The 21,781-nt window shown below is 46.4% G+C and carries 11 protein-coding genes; 1 reads left to right on the top strand and 10 read right to left on the bottom strand.

The window, feature by feature from the left end:
* Positions 1–327 precede the first annotated feature (327 nt).
* The 9 genes from ICL07_RS13280 to ICL07_RS13320 all read right to left on the bottom strand — a co-directional run bounded on the left by ICL07_RS13280 (position 328) and on the right by ICL07_RS13320 (position 20,063).
* Positions 328–1,758 carry a SusD/RagB family nutrient-binding outer membrane lipoprotein gene (locus ICL07_RS13280; protein WP_188088386.1) on the bottom strand — a complete coding sequence of 477 codons (1,431 nt, stop codon included), beginning with the start codon at positions 1,756–1,758 and terminating at the stop codon, positions 328–330.
* Positions 1,759–1,778: 20 nt separating this feature from the next.
* Positions 1,779–4,991, bottom strand: coding sequence for a SusC/RagA family TonB-linked outer membrane protein (locus ICL07_RS13285; protein ID WP_188088387.1), 3,213 nt, complete (start codon positions 4,989–4,991; stop codon positions 1,779–1,781).
* A 415-nt stretch (positions 4,992–5,406) separates the two neighbouring features.
* Positions 5,407–6,303: a hypothetical protein gene (locus tag ICL07_RS13290; RefSeq protein WP_188088388.1), complete on the bottom strand. Its 897-nt coding sequence runs from the start codon at positions 6,301–6,303 to the stop codon at positions 5,407–5,409.
* Positions 6,304–6,335: 32 nt separating this feature from the next.
* Positions 6,336–8,057 carry a SusD/RagB family nutrient-binding outer membrane lipoprotein gene (locus ICL07_RS13295; RefSeq protein WP_188088389.1) on the bottom strand — a complete coding sequence of 574 codons (1,722 nt, stop codon included), beginning with the start codon at positions 8,055–8,057 and terminating at the stop codon, positions 6,336–6,338.
* 22 nt (positions 8,058–8,079) lie between these two features.
* Entirely contained in the window at positions 8,080–11,247 is a 3,168-nt protein-coding gene (locus ICL07_RS13300; protein ID WP_188088390.1) for a SusC/RagA family TonB-linked outer membrane protein, read from the bottom strand.
* Positions 11,248–11,607: 360 nt separating this feature from the next.
* Positions 11,608–13,056, bottom strand: a complete 1,449-nt coding sequence (locus ICL07_RS13305; RefSeq protein WP_188088391.1) for a RagB/SusD family nutrient uptake outer membrane protein — start codon at positions 13,054–13,056, stop codon at positions 11,608–11,610.
* A 36-nt stretch (positions 13,057–13,092) separates the two neighbouring features.
* Positions 13,093–16,209, bottom strand: coding sequence for a SusC/RagA family TonB-linked outer membrane protein (locus tag ICL07_RS13310; protein ID WP_188088392.1), 3,117 nt, complete (start codon positions 16,207–16,209; stop codon positions 13,093–13,095).
* A 491-nt stretch (positions 16,210–16,700) separates the two neighbouring features.
* Entirely contained in the window at positions 16,701–17,405 is a 705-nt protein-coding gene (locus ICL07_RS13315; protein ID WP_188088393.1) for a LuxR C-terminal-related transcriptional regulator, read from the bottom strand.
* A 246-nt stretch (positions 17,406–17,651) separates the two neighbouring features.
* A complete protein-coding gene (locus tag ICL07_RS13320; protein ID WP_188088394.1) occupies positions 17,652–20,063 on the bottom strand; it encodes an efflux RND transporter permease subunit in 2,412 nt (803 codons plus the stop codon).
* A gap of 133 nt (positions 20,064–20,196) precedes the next feature.
* Here ICL07_RS13320 and recO point away from each other — a divergent pair, with 133 nt between their 5' ends.
* On the top strand, positions 20,197–20,934 hold the full coding sequence (recO, locus tag ICL07_RS13325) for a DNA repair protein RecO (protein ID WP_188088395.1): 738 nt from the start codon (positions 20,197–20,199) through the stop codon (positions 20,932–20,934).
* On the opposite strand, the gene ICL07_RS13330 is transcribed toward recO, so the two are convergent.
* Positions 20,899–21,717 carry a UDP-2,3-diacylglucosamine diphosphatase gene (locus ICL07_RS13330; RefSeq protein WP_188088396.1) on the bottom strand — a complete coding sequence of 273 codons (819 nt, stop codon included), beginning with the start codon at positions 21,715–21,717 and terminating at the stop codon, positions 20,899–20,901. The two genes, recO and ICL07_RS13330, sit on opposite strands and share 36 nt — an antisense overlap.
* Positions 21,718–21,781: the final 64 nt, after the last annotated feature.

Here is a 21,781-nt window from a genome sequence, read left to right on the forward strand (position 1 = left end):
ATGTTAGCAGGAAAAAAAGATACTACAGCTACAGAAAAAGAGTGTACATCAATTGTCAATAACGAAGAGATACAAGCTGGTCAGGCATGATACTCATAAGCACTTAAAACCCCTTAATAATTAACTTAAAATAAGCTTGGTTTAGAATTTTTCGTTCAATTTAGATTTCAATTTTTCTCTACAACTTCGGATTCTGGTTCTTCTCTTATCTTGATGGGTACAAATATAATGAAAACGTTCAGGCAGGTAATAGCATGTTCGTGTTATGCGCAAAAAGAAAAGGCTACCCACAGGGGTAGCCTTTTTCCGGTTATCTGAAGTATCAAATTATTCTGTACCGCCAGCCCACCAGATCTTGTCTCTGAAGATGTTGACTTTAGGAACATTGGCGCCGTTGTTGGAGGTTTCCGTGGTAGGATAAGGGAATCTTTCCAAAAATCCATAGGCAGCGTTGTTATTATTCGGATTATTCAACGTCGGGATTCTTGTTCTGCGGTAATCGTTGTATGCTTCGATTGCCTCAGCTTCATAGAACGCAATGTATTTCTGCGTCATGATTTCCTGCAGGTTTGCTGCCTGAGTGTTTCCCAATAAAGGTACAACCTTGTTGTTATAATAGTCTGCCCCACCCGTTACACCGTGATAAGCAAAATTAGCTTCAATAGCTGCCTGTAAAGCAGGTCTGAAATCCTGACCTTTTCTGGCAAGCAGTTCTGCTTCGATGAATTTCACTTCATGATAAGACATGAGCGGAGTAGGCGCTGTCCGGTTAAGGGAAAGTTTGGATGTTGAGTAAAGTGTCCCTTGGCTTTCCAATGCCGTACCATTTGGTGCTGGTACTACCTGCCCATCTTTTTTCTCAAAATAGGCTGCGATACGCGGGTCATTGCGTTGATTCATCAGATCATACAATGTCTTACTGGTAGAAAGCGCTTTTCTATCTTTAAGATGTTGAAACCATGGATTTTCTCCGGTAGCTGTAGGCTGGTACTTGTCAAAAATAAATGCATTCAATGCATTATCAATGCCGTTCGGCAAGCAGGCCAGCGCTTTGTCAGCGGCATCAGGCATTACGCCTGACAGGTGCAGATAGTAACGCATTTTGAGGCTCCATGCAGCTTTCACCCATTTGTCCATGTCCCCTTCGAGGATAAGGTCATTCTCAGCAATTTTATTGATGATGGCCTGATCTACGGGTTTGGCAAAGTTGGCAATGGCAGCATCCAGGTAAGGAATGATCACCTTGGTATAAATATCCTGCTGTTTGTCATATTTCGGATGACGGTTATCCAGACCTTTCAATGCTTCATTAAAAGGCACCTGTCCCCACATGTCTGTCACAACGGCCAGATTGTAAGCCATCAGCACCTGTCCGATACCGAGGGTAGCGGTGTTTTGCGCTTCAGCTCCGCCCGGAGAACATTTTTTAATAATGTCCTGCAGGATCATCATGTTATCGTAAACCGCATTCCAGCTGTTATTCATCAGCGAAGATGCAGTTACACCCACACGCAAGTCAGCATCTCTCATCTGGCCGTGAGTACCTGTATTCAGTTCGACAAATACAGATGTATACCAGGCCATATCTGTACCGACAGTGGAAAAGGCGGTTTCTGTAGTAACCGCAGGCAGTTCGTTTGCCGCCAGAACGTTCTCTGCATCATTCCGGTTCTTATTGATATCGTCCATGATCTTGTCCGTACAAGCGGTAAAGGACAACGCGACCAACGGCACCATTATATATCTCCAGTGTTTCATAATCAATGTGCTTTTAAAAATTAGAAAGTCAGGTTAAGACCTACACCAATGCTGCGTGCCTGCGGCAGGGACATATAGTCGAAACCACCCTGCATGTTACCGTTACCCTGAGAAGACTCAGGATCGAAGTTAGGCAGCTCTGTCCACAACAAAATATTACGTGCAGAAATATTCAGGCTGGCAGCTTTAAACACTTTCATCCGGTCCAGGATGTTGCGGGGAAGATCAAAGCCCAGAGAAATTTCTCTTAATTTTAGGTAGGAAGTACCGTATATATTGGCTTCGGAAATAGAACCCAGCACTGTGTACAGATCCTGGAGGGCGCTAGCACCTTTAATCACTTTGTCATTAGGTTCTCCGCCGCTACCGTCAGGCTTAACAGTAGATGCTTTCACACCTTCATACTTGATCTCATCGGTACCACGGCTTTCTGTCCTTTTAGAAGTACCATACAGATCAATCAGTCTGTTGGCACCAGAGTACATCTGACCACCATTTTTCCATTGTACCAATGCGCTCAAATGAACAAATTTATAACGCAGGGTCGTAGAGTAGTCCATAATAAACTTAGGTGTAACGCTGCCGATAACACCATCGTCGCCTCCAATAGGATAGCCGTCGTCATCCAGCATTAATTTTCCTTCGTTATTACGAGCAAAAGTAGTACCGTAGATAGAAGGATAAGAATAACCAATCGCTGCACGCACTTGAGGATCGGTAAAGCCTCCCAGGAAGATGTTATCTACACCAGTAGACAGTTTCACTACTTCTGTAGTCACTTTAGTATAGTTCACATTCAGATTCCACTCAAAATTGTTGGTTTTAACCGGAGTAGTTTTCAGTGAAATCTCATGTACTTTGGCAGACAATTCACCACCATTCTGATATACCCGTGCAAAACCAGTAGATCCTGCCATCGGTACTGCAAAAATTTGATCGATTGTATTCTGCGCGGTATAAGAGTATTCTAAGCTAATTCTGTTTTTCAGGAAGCCCAGTTCAGCGCCGAACTCGTATGATCTGGTGTTTTGTGGTTTGAAATCGGAATCGTACAGAGTGGAATTCGGACGGAAAGCCACTAGGTTGTTAAACGGAAACACGATACCATCTTCCAGGAACCCGCTGGTGGAATTATGTTTCTTATACACCGGCAACAGGAAGGTTCCTGCAGTACCCACTTGTGCAACTGAAGCACGTACTTTAGCAAAGATATCTTTGTCCTGCAGAGAAGGCAGCTCGCTCACTACCCATGCCAGTGATCCGGATGGATAAAAGAAAGAACGTTTACCCGAAGGCATGGTAGATACGTATTCGTTACGAGCAGACACGTTCAGGTACAACATTCTTCTCCAGTCCAGACCAACGTTACCATAAAAACCAACTTGTCTGTCCCTGTATTGAGATTGTGTGCTGATCTGAGTCATAGCGTTGTCCATGTTCTTATAGCTTGGAACAACAAGGCCAGTACCATCACCAGTGATCAGACGAGTGTAGTTGTCGTTCAATTCGCTACCCACCATAGCTGTCAGCTTAAAGTCACTGTTCAACTGTTTGTTATAGGAGATGTTCAGTAAAGAGTTGAAAGAACGGTTGGTGAAAGCTCTGTTAAGGATGGAACCACCAGTAGGTATGTCAGGAGACGGTACTGTTCCGGAAGCGGTAGTACCGCCGGTTGGAGCAGATCCCAGCTCATAGAATTCATCCATATTGGTATTGTAAATATCAGTACCCAACTGATATTTGATAATCAGATCCTTGATGGGTTCGTATAACACAAAAGCATTCCCAAAGAAACGTTTGGTCTTTTCGTTGAAACTATTGAACTCGTTAGACCAATATGGATTATCAAATGTACCAGTACGATAAGAGATTTGTTTGTATTTGTTACCCGCTTCGTAGTAGGGTGTGTTTTTCATATCGTAGCTCGGAGGCGCGCCATAGATCTGGAACAGAATACTGTTATTACCAGTAGGCAGTCTGTCGATATCAGTGTTAGACAGATTGAAGCTGGTTCCCACTTTTACTTTAGAGCTTACATTAAAGGTACCATTGAACTTGGCATTAAAACGGTTCATGCCTGTGCTGCGAACAATACCTTTCTGAGAAGTATTACCGAAGCCAAAAGCATAGTTACCCCAAGAACCTGCCTGAGACATATTCAGGGAAGTATTGGAAGTATAACCGGTCTGGTAAAAGTCTTTAGGATTGTTGTATGCCTGAGGGGTCAACCATTTACCTGCCTGAGGACTCCAGTATTTACCCTTGGATTCAGCGGTAGGCGTACCACCGTTAAATACATTGCCCACATTGCCACCAAAAGTAGGATCATCCGGAATGGCGCCTATCTCGGGTCCCCAGGAGCCGGAACCAAAGTTGAGATAGTTTCCTCTGGATCCCTGCGCATATTTCTGTTGCAGGTCAGGCAGTCTGGAGATCTGATCCCACTGATAGTTGGAAGACACGTTGATCACCGGTCTTCCTCCTTTATTGCTTTTACCGCTTTTGGTAGTGATCATTACCACACCATTCGCAGCACGCATGCCGTAAAGGGAAGAAGCTGCCTGGCCTTTCAAGATGTCAATAGACTCGATATCATTCGGGTCAATATCAATAGAACGACCGGCGAAGTCGGTACCAGTTACACCCAGACCACCTACCTGGAAGTCAGGATTACTGTTTACCGGCATACCATCCACTACATACAGAGGAGCGTTGTTACCATCAAAGAAACGGGCACCACGAATGAAGATCTGTGCAGAAGCACCAGGCATACCGCTGGAAGCTCTTACTTCCACACCGGATACCTTACCCTGAATGGCCGTAGCCAGGTTAGGGTTGGCTGCCCGTACCAGCTCTTCAGATTTTACTGTACCTACCGCATAACCCAGCGCCTTTTTCTCGCGGGTTACACCGAGCGCGGTTACTACCACTTCACCCAATTGTTTGTTGTCCAATACCAGGTGCACATTCAGTACATCTTTGGCAGCCAACGTTTGGGATTCGTAACCCATAAAGGTAAATACGAGGTGGGCATTCGAAGGTACTTCCAGTTTATAGGATCCATCAGCACCTGTAACCGTACCTTTGGCAGTACCTTTCACAGTAACAGTTACACCTTGAAGATGGGCGCCGTCCTTGGAATCGGTCACCCTACCTGTAATCGTTCGCGTCTGCGCAATCGCGTGCACGACGCTAATGGCCATGAGAAGCCATAAGAGTAGTCCTCTTTTCATAAGCAATTTAGATTTGATTTATTCAGTTAACCTAAAACACTGGGTCGTCGAATTACTTTACGCTTTAACTATTCGGGAAACTCAGGGACACTGCAGTAAGAGCACTGTTTTGGCATCAGGCACTACTTTCACAGCATAGGATTCTAAAACATCTACATAAGCAAAGCAGTAACATAACGGGTTACAACATCACACAATTCAGATTTTGATTTTTTAGTTAAATGTTAATTTTTCTTTAAAAACCGACACAAGATATAAAAACAAAAAATATTTCCTACTACCCGAAGGTAATATTTTTAACAAATCCATAAGATTCTAAATCATTCTTGATAAGTTAACCTACCTATATTTCATAACAAAACGCGCCACCCTGGCGGATGACGCGTTCTCCTAAAATGTATATGCAATAGCGTTATCAGGGCTTGGACAAAGTTGTGGGATTGTTCCCAAAACTACCTTCGTCCACCTCTGTTGTTACATTTAATAAGATTGTAGTGTCGCAGGGATTGATTTCTCCAGTGCCAGACACCGTCAGGTTGTGATACCCATCAAAGAGGTCCGCAATCTTTTGCTTCGGTATCGTGAACTGATAACTCTGCTTCACAAACGTGGCTGTCATTTTCACACCAGCAAGCCCGGCCCAGCCCGTAAAGGTAAATGTCGTACCAGTCGGATCTATGGCTACTGTTACAGGATAAGTTCCTTCAGTAACTCCGGGATCGTCAACGGTCATGCTCCCAGGATACGCCGCCAGATTAAGCGGACATACCTTTTTATACCTCAACCTCGGGATCAATCCTACGGAGTTCAAGACATCAGAACCATAAGGACGCAGGAAGCGTTTGCTACCATCAGCCAAGGTAACCGTGTCTCCAAAACCATGGAGCTGCGAACCATCGCTCATGGTGAAATTAGTCGCCACCTCAAAATAATCCCCTGCCTTTAATCCGTTGGCAGGAAGTCCAAACAACTGCATGATCTGCGTCCCGGTAAGACCAACAGTGGTTGGCAAAGAGGTAATCCCCCCCTGCAATACTTTGATGTTATTGTATTTCCCGTTCATCGCTATCACTACATCGGTTGTTTTGGGCTGATCTCCGGTAGGAAAATACAAGGCAACGTTGAAGGCTGTATTAAAATCCGGCAGGTTGTCCGACTGTATCAACAAATCTTTCGTTTTATCCTGCGTAAACTGCGGCACCTGACGCTTGGTAATACCATCCGGCAGCTTGGGATTATCATTCTTCCGGCAGGCAAAAAAAACGACCATTCCCAGCGCCAACATTGTTATATAGATAATCTTATTCTTCATACTTACAGTTTTTGTGTCCGTGAATGAGGAGGTTATTTTTGCCAGAATACGGGCGTTGCGGCTGGTTGTTTCTGCGCCGGAGCATTCGGGTTTACCTCTATTTCATTATTAGGCCAGGGCAGCGAAAGCGGATAACTCCTTCCAAGCGCTACAGATATTTTAGCCTGTGGAGGTGGCAGGGTAGGGTTACCCAGCAGCGGCGGCTGCGCGAAACCACCAGGCGCCATGGTCGGATCATTCGGATTAAACAGAATGGGAAAACCGGTACGACGGTAGTCTGTATAACTATCACAACTAAAGCCAAATGTCTGTATCCATTTCTGGGTCATGATCACTTCCAGTTTATCTTTGGCTGTAGCCCTGGCATCATATACGGCCAGTATTTTATCGCGATAATCAGTGGCAGCTGTTCCCACAATCAACGGCACATTTTGATTTCCTTTAGCCAGACCGCTGACAAAATCTACCTGTTTAAACGATTCATCAATCGCATCAGACAACTTCTGACGGGCATTTCCTGGCAAAATACCTGCATTCATCAACTCTGCTTCTATATAAAGCACATCCGCATAAGTAAGCAACCTCAAAGGCGCCGCACCAGTGCCACTGCCGGCCTTCACCACGGTCGCATCGCCAATATCGTAGCGGCCACCCACCGGGTATATACCAAACACCGTCATACTATTGTCCTGCGAAGCATTCCGGAACGAACTCGTTGATCCGAAGTAAATGGAAATAAAAGCGGAATCACGATACTCTGTCGGATTCTGTGAGGCGCCCGTTTTACTATTCTGATTATAAAAATAGTAAGGAATCCTTGGGTCCTTAATACCAGTAAACAAGCGCGGGTTATATCCCTTCATGATTTCATAAAACCAGGGACTGATATAATGGGATTTCTGAGTAGCATAATATTCGCTAAATCCGGGATTTCTATCATCGGGCGCTACCTGAGAACCATATTTCATCATAAACCCTTCCTTGGTTTGACTAATCAATCCTCCTGCACTGACCAGCTGATTCACCGGGCCAGATACATCTTGCACCAATCGCACCTGGTTATATAATTTTAACTTGAGACTTTTAGCCATCCTCAGCCAACTCGGGATATCACCACCATAAAATAAATCATCCTTATTAGGCTCCTGCACCGTTACAGCAGTAGACTGCAGATTGGTAATACCTTCATCAATAAGGGCAAATAACTTCGGATAAATATCAGCCCCCTTGTCGAATTTCGGATAGCGCAGACCGTTAGGTCCAAACTGATTTGCCTCCAGGTAAGGCAAATCGGCAAACGCATCCACAAACTGGCTGTAGGCATAAGCCTTCAATATCTTGCCGATACCAGCGTAATGCTGGAAACCGCCGGTATTAGCCTGTGCAATCAGCTGCTCCACATTCTCCATCATCCCGATATAATCCGGGAGACCACTCACTGGCTGTGCGGCGTAAAAAGAAGCCCATGCACCATTAATATTAACATCAATACCGGTTGATCCGTATTGATCGGGGTCTTCCCTTACCACAATCTGATGCGTGTACACAGACAATACTTCCGTGAGCCCTAACGCGCCCCGGGCAGCATTGGTGAATCCCAAATCATAAGACAACCCTTGTTCTGCACCGGTAAGCAACAGAGGCAACGAACCTTTCGCAGGATTATTGGGATCTTTATTAATATCCAGAAACCCTTTTGTACATCCCGTCACCACCACGAGTGCTATTAAAATTATACTGCTTAATCTTTTCATCGGTTCAATTTTTAGTGATAAACTAGAATGTCACTTTCACGTTTACACCATAACGTCTGGTAGTAGGTGCACCGGACAATTCTATACCCTGTATGTTAGTGGCGCCAAAGCTGCCCACTTCCGGATTAAAACGGGTATACTTGGGGAAATAGGGCGCATAATACCAGAGGTTTCTTCCTGTCAGCGTCAGGGTCAGTGCACCAATAGGTGTTTTACTAAACCATTTCTTTGGAAAATCATAACCTAATGTCAACTCGCGGAAAGTGTATACGGTAGCGTCATACACATTCCATTCGGATGCGGAGTTGGTGGCAAATGTTTCTCCAAAATACATTTCAAAAAGGCTGATGGCAGTATGATTCGGAATTCTGTTCCCTTTATCATCCAATAAGGGCTTTCCGGTATTGACATCTCCATAATAACCGGGAATCACGTATACATTTTCACGGTTCTCAGGACCGGTATCTTTGGTCACACCACGTCCCAGCAGGGAGCTGGTGGTCACGGAGTAAATATCACCTCCTCTGGTCAGATCGAAGAGCGCATTCAGGAAAAATCCTTTATAGTTCAAAGTAGTACCTAAACCGGCCTTGAAATCAGGATTGGGATCACCGACCATACGCTGGGCAGGATCTCTAACCAGATAACCATTGGAAGGATCAATCAGCAAACTTCCATCTGTATCTCTGACATCCGCATTTCCACGCAGATAACCGTAGGGTTTACCTGCTTCCAGGAATGGAGAAAGGGCATCCAGCACACCTCCCAGCGGCAAGCGGATAACACCGGGTTTCAACTCTTTCACGATGCTTCTGTTCCGGGTGAATATACCGTGTATGTTCCAGGTAAGGTTTTGATTGCGGACTGCGATCACATTCAGGTCCGCTTCAATGCCCTTATTGGTCAGCTTTCCATAGTTGTCTATCACCTGCACAAAACCGGAAGAAGGCGGCAATGACAAGGGAGCAATCTGGTTAGTAGACAAGCGGCTATACCAGGCGAAATCCAGTGTTACCCTTCTTTCATAAAATTCCAGGTTGGCGCCCACCTCAAAGTCCTGCGTAAACTCAGGCTTCAGATTGGGGTTACCCGCCGCAGGGTCCTGCATAACACCTGATTGTCCCTGGAAAGGAGGGTTTACCCGGAAGATATTAAACAACTGGTACGGGTCTGCATCCCGGCCAACCTTGGCCCAGCTGGCCCGTATTTTACCAAAGGTCAGCACCTTGCTTTCCATTTTAAGCGCGTCGGTGAAGATAAAGGACGCTGCCACACTGGGATAAAAGTAGCTGCGGTTGCTGGAAGGCAGGGTAGAGGACCAGTCATTTCTGCCTGTCAGTGTCAGGAACAACCATTTTTTATAGTCCAGATCTACTTCCCCGAAAATACCCCACAACCGGCGCTGGAAGAAAGCATCCTCCGTCGGAATAACCGTTTTGGTGTTCAGCATACTGTAAGTACCTGGTACCACAATGGTTTTACCGGTATTGATCTGTGATTTTGTGGTACGTTGGTTCACGTTATGTCCTACCAGTACTTTCAGTCCGAAGTCTTCATTTTTCAGTTTAGGGGTGAACGTACCAATAAGGTTGGATTCTATTTCTGTAAAACGATAGTTCTGTTGCACAATTTGACCTACCCCTTCCGCGCCTCTTGAACCGATATCCACCACTTCCTTACGCAGGAAGCTGTTCTGGTTTACCCCAATCTGATAGCTGAGATTAAACCAGGGTAACACTTCATAGTTGAGTTTCAAACCGGCTACATAACGGTCAGTAGCTGTGGTAATCGTATTATGTTTGAAAGCCCAGAGCGGGTTATCATACTGCGATTTATTGGTAGATACCGGATTACCGGCTGCATCCTCGAAAGGCAAGCCTGCAATATTCCAGTTTCTGGCCAGGAACAGGTTACGGGCAAAGGAAGAAGTAGCTCCCGGTACCTGGTTTTCCCCGAAAATACTACCCCCCTGGTTACTGGTACTGTAACTGAAGTTGCCATTCACGGTCAACCCATTAGCCAGACGGGTGACACCGCCAATAGACATGTTTCCTCTGTTAAAAAATGAGTGGGGTACATAACCATCCTGACTTAGATAGGAGGCAGTGGCGCTTAGTGCTGACTTTTCATTGCCTCCATTTACGCCCACAGAGTTCTCCGTAATAAAACCGGTACGGAACAGGTCTTTTACGTTATTGGGCACTGCCCGGTAGGCGATGTTACCGGAGGCAGGGAAAAGCTCAGGGAAAGCACTCAGATAGTCCGGCCAAACCGGTATGGAGTCTAGTGTACCAAACCGCGGCCCCCACGAGCCGTTCGCGTTTTGATATCCGAAACTGGCGCCCGCGCCATAGTCGTTCTGGTATTTGGGCAGGTTGGCCACCCTTTCCATCGAAAGAGAACTGGAATAAGTCACTTCCAGTTTTCGTTTACCAATATTGGCACTACCGGATTTGGTGGTGATAATGATCGCGCCATTAGAAGCTCTGGAACCATATAACGCTGCCGCGGCAGCACCTTTCAGCACTGTCATGGAAGCAATATCATTGGGGTCGAGGGACGAAAGACCGCTGGAGTAGGCGCCACCACCGGATGTCTGACTGGAAGTGGTTACCTGATCATTATTGTAAGGAATCCCATCTACTATTATCAAAGGTTCGTTGTTACCGAAAAAGGAGGTATTACCGCGGATATTAATACGGGTGGCGGCTCCCGGCGTACCCTGCGAGGTTCTGATGTCTACGCCGGCTACTTTACCCTGTAAGCCTTTCAGCATGTCCGGCTCGGATTTTTGTACCAGCTGATCAGGTTTTACGGTAGATACAGAGTACCCCAATGAGGCTTCGTTTCGTTTTAAACCAACAGCGGTTACCACTACTTCGCCCAATTGCTTTTTATCGGCCTCCATCGCCATGTCAACTTCATTCCCCGGGCCTACTGCGACCTCTTTCGTGAGATATCCCACAAAGGAAAACACGAGCGTAGCGCCGGTAGCTACATTGGGTAATTTATAAGTACCATCACCGGATGTAAAAACACCTCTGGTCGTTCCTTTCACGACTACGGTAACGCCGGGAAGCGCAGAACCATCTTTAGCATCCGTAACTTTTCCGCTGATCGTTCGTGTCTGGGCTACTGCGCTGAGAACGCTGCTGCACACGAACAGCCATAGTAGTAGCACTCTTTTCATAAGCGACTTGGTTTTGATTGACTGAAATAGAAGTTAACCCGGTTAAATTACGACAAAAAAAGCTGATATATTACCAGTATTGGTTAAAATAATATCAGATAATTTCAGATATTTTGCTATATGAACAGATATAAATATTCGTTAAATAACAACTAGATAACAGGAAGACATTCGGAAATGTTGAGAAAAATACAGTTGGGGAAATACATTTTTTTTATGCGAATAAGAAGAAATCTGCATAAAAGAATTTTTTTCCAGATGGGGGAGAAGTATCACATAACGTCAATAAGGATTCCAAACGGTACACAACAAAAAAGGGGCGCCCAATGGGCGCCCCTTTCATTTCATCAGATGCGGAAATTATTTATTATAGTCAGGATTCTGAACCATATTCGGATTGGCATCTATTTCAGCCTGTGGGATCGGGAAAGCCACACGCGCATTGGTAGGAAGAATTTCTACCTGCGGCAGTGCATCCGCATCCAGCACATGACGTATTCCACCCAATCTGAACAGATCGGTAGCAGCAAAACCTTCACCTACCAGCTCCAGTCTTCTCTGCTTAACCAGTTCCGCTCTCACAGCAGCCGGAGTGGCATCAGTGAAAGCTGTCAGACCACGATGCTGACGCAGGTCGCTAAGGTCTTTAGCAGCCAACGCTAAATTACCCTGACGCATATAAGCCTCTGCACGGTTCAGCAACACTTCACTTACTCTCAGGATTTTAACGTTGGACATACCTGTCAGCCCCAGGCCGTTACCCACCCACTTCATCATGTAGAAGTTGCCGGAAAATGCTTTCACAGCAGCGTTACGGTAATCAGCAGGGTCCAGCAACGCCATAAAGCTATTATTCAGGCGAACATCTCCATAACCACTGGTAGAAGTACCATCGTTGGGCAGGTAGATATTACCGAAGTTATCGGAACCTCTGTTTTCCGGTGTCAGGAAACGCAGACTGAAGATGTCTTCAGAAGTGGCTGCGTTGGTGGTATAGTTGCCCAGGTAATTAGCATCGCTCCACAGCGGAAAACTATTGATCAGCGGCGTAGCCTCATCTATTACCAGCTGCCAGTTGGCATCTGTGGGCTTGGTAGTGTCGCCAATATACAGATAAGCACGGGTCAGCAACGCTGAAGCCGCCTGTTGGGACGCACGGAAAATGGCGTCTTCTTTAGTTGCTGCCACCGGCGCCAGGGTTTTAGCCACCTTCAGGTCACTGATAATAGCTTCGTAAGTCGCTTTCAGCGTAGCACGGGAAGGCTTGTAGGTAGCAGGCACTTCTACGGCATTCATCACCAGCGGTATACCGGTATTCGCATCTCCGGCTTTGTCCTTCATCTGGGAATATGGACGGGTGTATCTTCTCGCCAGGTCAAAATGCGCCAGGGCGCGCATAAAGTAGGCTTCTCCTTTATACGGTTTGGTAAGATCCGTTTCCGGCAATTTATCGATGATCATGCTCGCCTGGCTGGCAACACGATATGGATTCAACCAGGTTTTGTTTTGTGAAGCAGAAGCCAGCGGTGTAAAGGTGTATTTAAACTCAACGGTAAACCGGTTAGAGTTGGCAGCGGTGATCTTCATATCATTACCGGTAACATCGGCAGATACGTTATAGTCGCGGCCATAATACTCCAGTTCCTGTGCACGTTCATACAGACCGTTCGCCAGAATACGGGCATTCGCTTCAGTAACAGCGGTTTTATCATCCCACGCATTGGATGGTGCGATGTCGAGCTTGGAGTTACAGGCGGAAAAAGCCATAGCAGCTACCAGCGCGAGTATAGAAAGTTTTGGATATTTCATAATTTAAACCAAGATTTTGTTAAGCAACTTCTTCAATTACAATCCTACACTAATACCAAATGTGAACACACGGGAAGTAGGATAACGGTAGAAATCAACACCTGCGTTGGTAGTAGCCAGAGAAGCAGTGCTGGTCGGAGGCAGCGGGTTAGTGTTGATATCCGGATCCCATCCTTTGTAGCCTGTCAGTGTCAGTAGGTTTTCTGCCTGTGCATATACGCGCAGGGACTGCATCTTCATAGTACCCAGTAGTTTTTTAGGCAGTGTATAGCCTACGGTCAGGTTTCTGATTCTGGCGTAAGACAGGTCTTCGAGGTAGCGGGTAGAAACCTGGTTACCAGCGTTGGTACCGGTACCACCTAATACCACTTTAGGCCTGTCGGAATTATCTCCTTTTTGTTTCCAGTGATCCAGCGCATCTTTCGCCTGGTTACGGGTGATAGCACCATCGCTTTCCAGGTTGGAGCGGTTGTAGTTGTATGCTTTGTTGCCCGTGCTGAAAGTGATCAGCATAGAGAAATCAAACTCTTTGTAGTTGATTTTGTTGGTCCAGCCGCCAGTTACTTTCGGCAGTGCCTGACCTACAAACTGTCTGTTAGCCTGCGCTTCCAGGTAGCTCTCGGTCGGTTTTCCACCATTACCAATCCACATAGGATTACCATTGTCCGGATTTACACCTGCCCATACCGGCATATACCAGGAGCCAAATGGCATACCCACTTCAATACGCTGTCTGGAACCGGCAGGAATAGCTTGTTGACCACCCAGGTTCAATACTTTATTACGCAGGGTAGAGAAGTTTACGTCGGAAGTCCAGGTAAAGTTTTTAGTACTAACAGGAATACCGCCGATGCTTACTTCAAAGCCCTGGTTCAGCATTTTACCAACGTTCATGTTGATAGCGTCAAAACCGCTGGTCATAGACAGTGGCAGCTGCATCAGCAAAGCGGAAGAACGTTTGTCATAGAAACCTACGCTACCGTATAAACGACGATTCAGTACGCTGAAGTCCAGTCCGATATCGAACAGGTTTTGTTTTTCCCAGCTCAGGTTATAGTTGGCAGGCTGGTTGGCAAATGCAGCAGCTTCACCCAGGTAAGCACCTGTGAGGCTGTACAGGCCACGGAAAGGGAAGTCAGGGTACAGACCCAGTCCTTCTGCGTTACCCATTACACCATAGCTGGAACGCAGTTTCAGATCGTTCAGCCAGGAGATGGATTTGGTGAATTCTTCTTCTGTAATACGCCATGCAGCACCTACAGAGTAGAAGTTACCATAGCGCGCGTCTTTAGGGAAACGGGAAGAACCGTCTCTTCTGAAGCTGGCGCTCAGGAAGTATTTTGATTTATAGTCGTAGTCAGCTTTACCGATCAGACCCTGGAAAGCATAGGCTCTCTCGCTACCGGAACCGTCGAACAGATTGGCTCCTACGTCTGGTACCTGCAGCTGATTGCCGGGGAAACCGTTTTTCGCAGACAGGGTATAAACCCAGTTCTGGTAAGAGTATTCGTTACCGGCCAACAGGCGGAAATTATGGTCTTTCTTTACGGTAAAGTTGTAAGTCAGCAATTGCTGAGTGGTATACAGACCGATGTTGGAGTTCCCGTTATACAGATAACCGCCATAGTTACGGCCATCATAGGAATCAGGAGCAGTCCATTGTTTTTCACGGATACCGGTGAGTTCTGCATTACCTTTTACGACGAAGCGCAGACCATCAATGATGTTATAACCCAGGGCTGCGTTGAAGATCGTTTGTGTGTTGTTGCTTTTGCGATAGTTGTTGGCTACCGTGTGCAGGAAGTTACCACCCTGCAGGGTAGGGCGCCAGGAATCCGGAATATCGGACACACCAGCCCAGGTAGGAGAACCAGGTTGACCTTTTGTATAGCCGATATAAGGATTACCGTTATCATCATAAGCAGGAATCCAGGGCACTTGTGTGAGTGCGCCCATCAGGGGAGAAGAGTAACCATTACCGCCACCAGCGCTGGACTGGTCGGTATAGCTACCGCTCATTTTTACGGCCAGGTCAAACTTATCGTTGAATTTGTGGTCCACGTTCAGACGACCGGAATAGCGGCTAAAGCTGCTACCAATCAGGATACCATCCTGTTTGAAGTAATCGCCGGAAGCGTAGAAGGTAGTTTTTTCGTTACCGCCACTGGCGTTAATCCCGTAGGCCTGTGTTTTACCAGTGCGGAAAGCCAGGTCCATCCAGTCTGTGTTGTAGTCGGCCAGATGATCCGGGCGGATCTTCTTGATATCATCCGCGGTAAACAGTTTTTGGGTAGGATGTTTCGGGTCCATTACGTTAGCCAGACCTTCACGCTGATACTCGAGCAACTCGGTAGCGTTCATCATCGGGATACGTTTAGCCAGGTTCTGGAAACCGAATTTACCATTGAAGTTGATTCTGCTTTGGCCTTTTTTACCGGATTTGGTGGTAATAACCACTACACCGTTAGAACCACGGGAACCGTAGAGCGCAGTAGCGGAAGCGTCTTTCAGAATGGTAACGTTTTCGATGTCGGCAGGGTTCAGGTTGGAGAGGATGTCCTGAGAAGGTGTATTCTGCGTAAAATCACCGGAGGACATAATCACACCGTCCAGTACATACAGCGGGCTGTTGCTGGCGGATACAGAACCGATACCGCGCACCCTTAATTCCGTTTTGGAACCAGGCTGGCCGGAGTTGGTAGATACGGAGATACCAGTGGCATTACCTTGCAGCATCTGGTTTACATCCGGCAGGGAAATGTTGTTTACCTTGGCGCCGCTGATGGTGGAAGCAGCGATGGTGGAGTTGGTCTTTTTCTCCAGGGTGTAACCGGTTACCACTACCTCATCCAGGCTCTTGGAATCGGTACCCAGGGAGATTTTAAGTGTGGAAGCTTCGCCTACCGGCAGTTCTTTGGTTTCATAACCGATGAATGAAACGACTAATACATCTTTCGCAGACACCTGCAGGCTGAATGTGCCGTCTGGAGTGGTGGCAGTACCTCTGGTGGTGCCTTTTACCTGGATGGTTGCGCCAGGTATAGGAGATCCGTCTTTCCCGTCGGTAACTTTCCCCGTTACGTTGCGACTCTGCGCAAAAGCCTGACCAACCACGCATAGCACGGCCAGGAGGAGAAATAATACTTTCCTCATAAGCATGATTTTGTTTCCTAGTTTTTAACCTTCAAAAAATACTAATCTATATCGAGGCCTGTTACCTCAATTCATTTGGTTTCCGTTCCGTAAATAAAAGTTGATATAATATGCGTGGATAACTATAGCTGGCAGGTAGAATACAGTATGACAATCTCAAAAAAGTATGACAATCGTAAAAATCAACGACTTCTTTTACGATTTATTCAATAAATCGCTTGAAGAAGTAGTCAACTTCTTTCCCATAAGCAGTTTCCTTAACAATTTTTCAACCAGCTGTAAATATAGTTTTTATTAACAAAAAATTAAGCTGGAAAAGTTGGCGATAACACGACAATAACATTGTTTTAACACAACGTTAACTTATTATTTTTTTGTAAAATTTGTATATGCATGAGAATAAACAAGCGATAGGACTACCACCTGCATTTCAACAAAATCTAAATCGAAAATAAAAGTTGTCCCACCTGTTGGTGGGACAAATAAACTTATCAGGAAAGGGTGAGCGGGTAGTTTTTCAACAACTCCAGCAACACGCTATACAGGTCCTCATTACGATGGTTAAACCTGTATTCACATTCTTTAAGATGTAAATAGGCCGTATTACGGTTCAATCCCTTGAACTTGGCCAGGCGGTGCTTGGTAAGCCCCCAGAACGCATCTACATCGTCCATTAAAGGGCCTCCGCTTATCGTATCTGTTGTTGAGCTACCCAACCTGTACAAACGGTACTGGCCGAGGTCCACCACCCCATTAAACCGGCGTAAACGCTCCGTCGCATCCAGTGTTTCCAACACGGAGCGGCCACGGGTAGCGGCATGGATCATAGGTCTGCTTACGTCAGGTAAAATTTCGGTGTGTAACCGGTCAGCAATTCTGCAGATACCGAAAATAACCGGCTTTACAATGCGGTCAACTTCCGGTTTAACAGCCACCAGCGTGTCGCCGTCGTGGTCTGTCTGGGTCTCAACCTGCCGGTTGTCGTAGGCTACGACCGGAACCGGCACTGGATGCTGCGTTTCGCAATAACGGGCTATCTGGTTTCTGAGTTTCTTCAGGTAACTGTTGATCGTTACCCTGCTTACTCCGCTGATATCCGCGATCTGCGTCGCAGTGAGATCGTCGGCGAACAGCCGCAGGATCTCCTTAAACTTGCGCTCGGATAAATGAGCGCCCTTTAAGTATTTGTTTTTCATGAACTAGTGGTTAGAATGGCATTATAAACCTCTTACTTTTTATCCGGTATACGGCCCGCTTTTATACAAGCGGCTATAAGGGTATTTGAATGCTGTCCACTAGATTATTTTAAGCCCTTTTTTTGTCCATTTTAGCTAAAAAAACTGAAATTGTTTAGCACCAGACCTAAAAAGCGCAAAGCAGCAAGGATACCGCGTTTAAATAATTCGGCCTCCTTGCTGCTTTTTGCGCTTTATATAAAAAAACTATTCGTTGTCGTTTACACCCAGTTTAGACATTTCGATGTCCTCTTCTTCATCCAGCGGTTTCCACAACTCCTTCTTCCGCGCCTTCTTCAACAATGCCTTCTCCATCCATAGCAGTAAGGCGGGCAAAATAGTCAGGTTTGTAATCATCGCTACTACCAGGGTTAACGATGTCAGCCATCCTAACGCCTTGGTACCGCCAAACTCCGAGAAACTGAAAATCATAAAACCGGCAAACAGGATCATCGAGGTGTAAATAATACTCAACCCCGTTTCATGAATGGTCTGCTTCACGGTCGCAGATATATCCAGATCATGCCGCGGCAACTCCTGTTTAAAATTCACCAGGAAACGAATGGTAACATCAATGGCTATACCTAACGCCACGCTGAATACCAGCACTGTAGATGGCTTTAATGCCACGCCAACCCATCCCATCACCCCGGCAGTTACGACCAGCGGAATCACATTCGGAATCAAAGAAATGATCAGCATCCGCCAGGAACGGAACAAATACAGCATACATACCATAATCAACACAAAAGCTAACAGGATACTTTCCGTTAAACCATTGATAATGAAACGTGTTCCTTCCTGGAAAATCACACTGGTACCGGTAAAAGTCACCTTGTAATGAGCGGTATCAAAAATAGCATTCACCTTTGGCTCCAACGAGTCCATCAGCAACGGTAAACGTTGTGATCCCACGTCTTTCATATTCACACTCACCCGCGCTATCTGCCTGGTACTGTCCATAAAGGAAGACACCAGCTTGGAAAAAGTAGAAGCCGAACCATTGGCTGTATTGGCCGATTTCATCCGGAGATAAGGCGCTAAAAAGCCTAAATCAAACTGATTGGGCACTGCGTAGTTGGAACTGTCGCCGTTGTAATAGGCCTGCTTGGCAAACTTAATCCCTTCCACTACAGACAACGGCCGCGCAAAGTCAGGCTGCGAGGATATCAACTGCGTCAGCTCATCCAGCTTGTTCAATGTCTGCAAATTCACTACGCCGTTTTTACGCCTGGTATCTACCGCTATCTCCAACGGCATCACGCCCTTAAAGTTGTTCTCAAAAAACTTCAGATCGGTATACAGCTTATCTGTCTTCGGAATATCATCCAGCATATAACCGACCGACTTCAACCTGCCCATCCCTACCAGCGCGGCAATCACCAGTACGGCTGTTACCAGGTACACCGGCTTGCGGTATTTAAACACCAGCGTGGTCAGGAAATCCAGCACCTTGCCCAGGAAAGCATTATCGAGATAGTTGATATGCTTGGTTTTAGGCGGTGGCAGGAAACTCAATACAGACGGCAGGAAAATAAAGGATATCAGGAAGATGAACATGATGTTCAATCCCGCTACCACACCAAACTCTTTCAGGATGGCACTGTTGGTAAAACAGAATACGCCAAAACCAATAGCAGCGGTAAGATTGGTAAACAACGTTACAATACCCATGCGTTGTATCATCCGCACCAGGGCCTTGGTTTTGTTGCCGTGCTGCGCATATTCCGTATGATATTTACTGAGGAAGTATACACAGTTCGGAATCCCGATTACCACGATCAGCGAAGGAATCAACCCTGTCAGCAACGTGATCTTATATCCCATTAATACGATGGTGGCCACAGACCATACTACGCCAATAGCCACCACTACCATCGACATCAATACGGCGCCGAAGGAGCGGAAAAACAGGAACAGGATCAAGCCGGTAAGCAGGAAAGATATTTTCAGAAAGAGTTTCAGCTCATCAGCCACTTTAACGGCCATGACCGTACGGATCAGCGGTAACCCGCTCAGATGCACTTCGGTATGATGCTTTTCCTCAAAGGCTTTCGCCAGCCTGGTGATTTCAGCAACAACGGCGGTTCGTTTAGGGGAATTAAACACATCTTTGTTAACATAGATGGCCATCATATAAGCCTTCGTATCCGGATTATACAGCAGTCCCTTGTAGAACAGCAGGGTCTTAAAAACACCCGCCAGGCTATCGATCTGCGGCTGCGTATAACTGCTGTCTTTAAACAGGAGTCCGGCTTCCAGCTTCTGGGTACTGTCATTCTTCACCAGGTTGATGGCCAGCGGCACGCTGAGGATATTTTCCACCGCGGAAACCTGCTTCAGGTTATGGTTCAACTGTAAATAATCCCGGAAAAAATCTGCCTGGAAAAATTTATCTGTCTGTACACCGAGCACCAGCATGTTACCATCTCCGCCAAACTTCTTTTTGAACTCCTGGTATTCCAGGAACTTAGGGTTATCATGCGGTATGGTAGCCACATAATCGTAAGACATCTGCACCTTGGAGGCATAAAAAGCCATGACGCCGGTGGCGACCAGTAACAGTAGAAGGAGGGGTAGTCGGAATTTTAGCACAAAGCTGGCTAAACGTTGCCACATAAGGATTTTTCAATTTGTTAAATGGCGTAAAGGTAGTTAAAATCCCTATTAGCTAACCCGCCGATCGGCAGATGAATTACATTTGTCCCTAAATTGCAGCTTTATTCCGGCGCATCATTAAAATCCAGGCACCTTGCTTCATAAAACACGCGGCATAGTATTACGGACAGTGAAATACGGCGATACCAGCGTGATCGTGGGTATTTTCACGGAACTATTCGGGCTCCAGTCCTATATTGTGAACGGTGTCCGCTCTGCCAAGCCCAAAGCGGCTAAAGGCGTACTGTTGCAACCCGGCAACATCCTGGAACTGGTGGTGTATCATCAGGAAATCAAAAACCTGCAACGTATCTCCGAATTCAAGCTGGGCTACATCTATACCTCACTGCATTACAATGTGGTAAAAAACACCATTGCCCTGTACCTGATTGAGTTGTTACAGAAAAGCCTGAAGCAGCCGGAGCAACACCTTGACCTGTACTACTTTACGGAAAATACCCTGCAGCTGCTCGATGGATCGCCTACAGCGGTTATCGCCAACCTGCCCCTGTATTATACGCTGAAACTGGGCGCTTTCCTGGGCTTCCGGCTCAATGGCCGCTTTTCCGAGTACACGCCCTACCTGGACCTCCAGGAGGGGACCTTCTCCGATCTGCCACCTCACCACACGGCTCACCTGGACCCTGAATACAGCGAATTAACAGACCGGCTGTTCCAGTGCCACGAGGTGCAACAACTGGCAGCTATCAACATGTCTAAAGAAAAAAGAAGGAAATTATTATACGCTTACCTGGAATATCTCCGGCTGCATATGCCTGATTTTACAGAGCTGCACTCACCGCCCATCCTGCACGAGATCCTTGACGCCTGATTGTGCCAGCCTGGCGCCTTTTTCTGTAAAGAATTCCAAAGTAGTGGCAGTGCCATCAAAAACAGCGTAGGAAGTATAGTTCAGCCATTCTCCCAGGTTGATGTAACGACTGTTGTCGCCTACCTGTAAATCCAGCGGCAGGTGCCGGTGACCGAAGATAAAATAGTCGAAATGTTCGCGTTGTAATACTTCCCGGCTGTAGATCGCCAGCCATTCCTGGTCTGCACCCAGGAAATGTTCCAGCTCCTGGCCCGCAGCAGCGCGGCTTTTACGGCTGAAGTAATTGGCCATGGAAATGCCCGCTACAGGATGGATACACGAAAACAGCCAGCGGCAGACTGGATTACGGAAAACTTTTTTGAGGAATTTATAACCATGATCGCCGGGACCTAACCCGTCGCCATGGCCGATATAGAATTTTTTACCGCCGATGGTGAATACCTGTGGCTCGTAATAAACAGGAATGCTCAACTCATCTTCAAAATAACCATCCATCCACATATCATGGTTACCGATAAATACGGATATACCGATACCTTTGTCTGTCAGATCTGCCAGTTTTCCCAGCAGCCGGGTATATCCTTTGGGGATCACATGTTTGTATTCAAACCAGAAATCGAACAGGTCGCCTACCAGGAAAATATGAGCGGCATCTTTTTCCGCCATTTCCAGCCATCGCACGATGAGTCGTTCCCGTTCCCGGCTGGCGTTCATATTGGGCACCCCCAGGTGGAAATCAGACGCGAAATATATTTTCTTATTGGCTGGTAAAGGAATTTCCATGTGACAATTTGCGTTTCCCCTTTCAAACATATAGCCTTCCGCGTATGGTTTCAAAGAACAGGGA

This window comes from Chitinophaga qingshengii, from assembly GCF_014529935.1.
GTDB lineage: Bacteria > Bacteroidota > Bacteroidia > Chitinophagales > Chitinophagaceae > Chitinophaga > Chitinophaga qingshengii.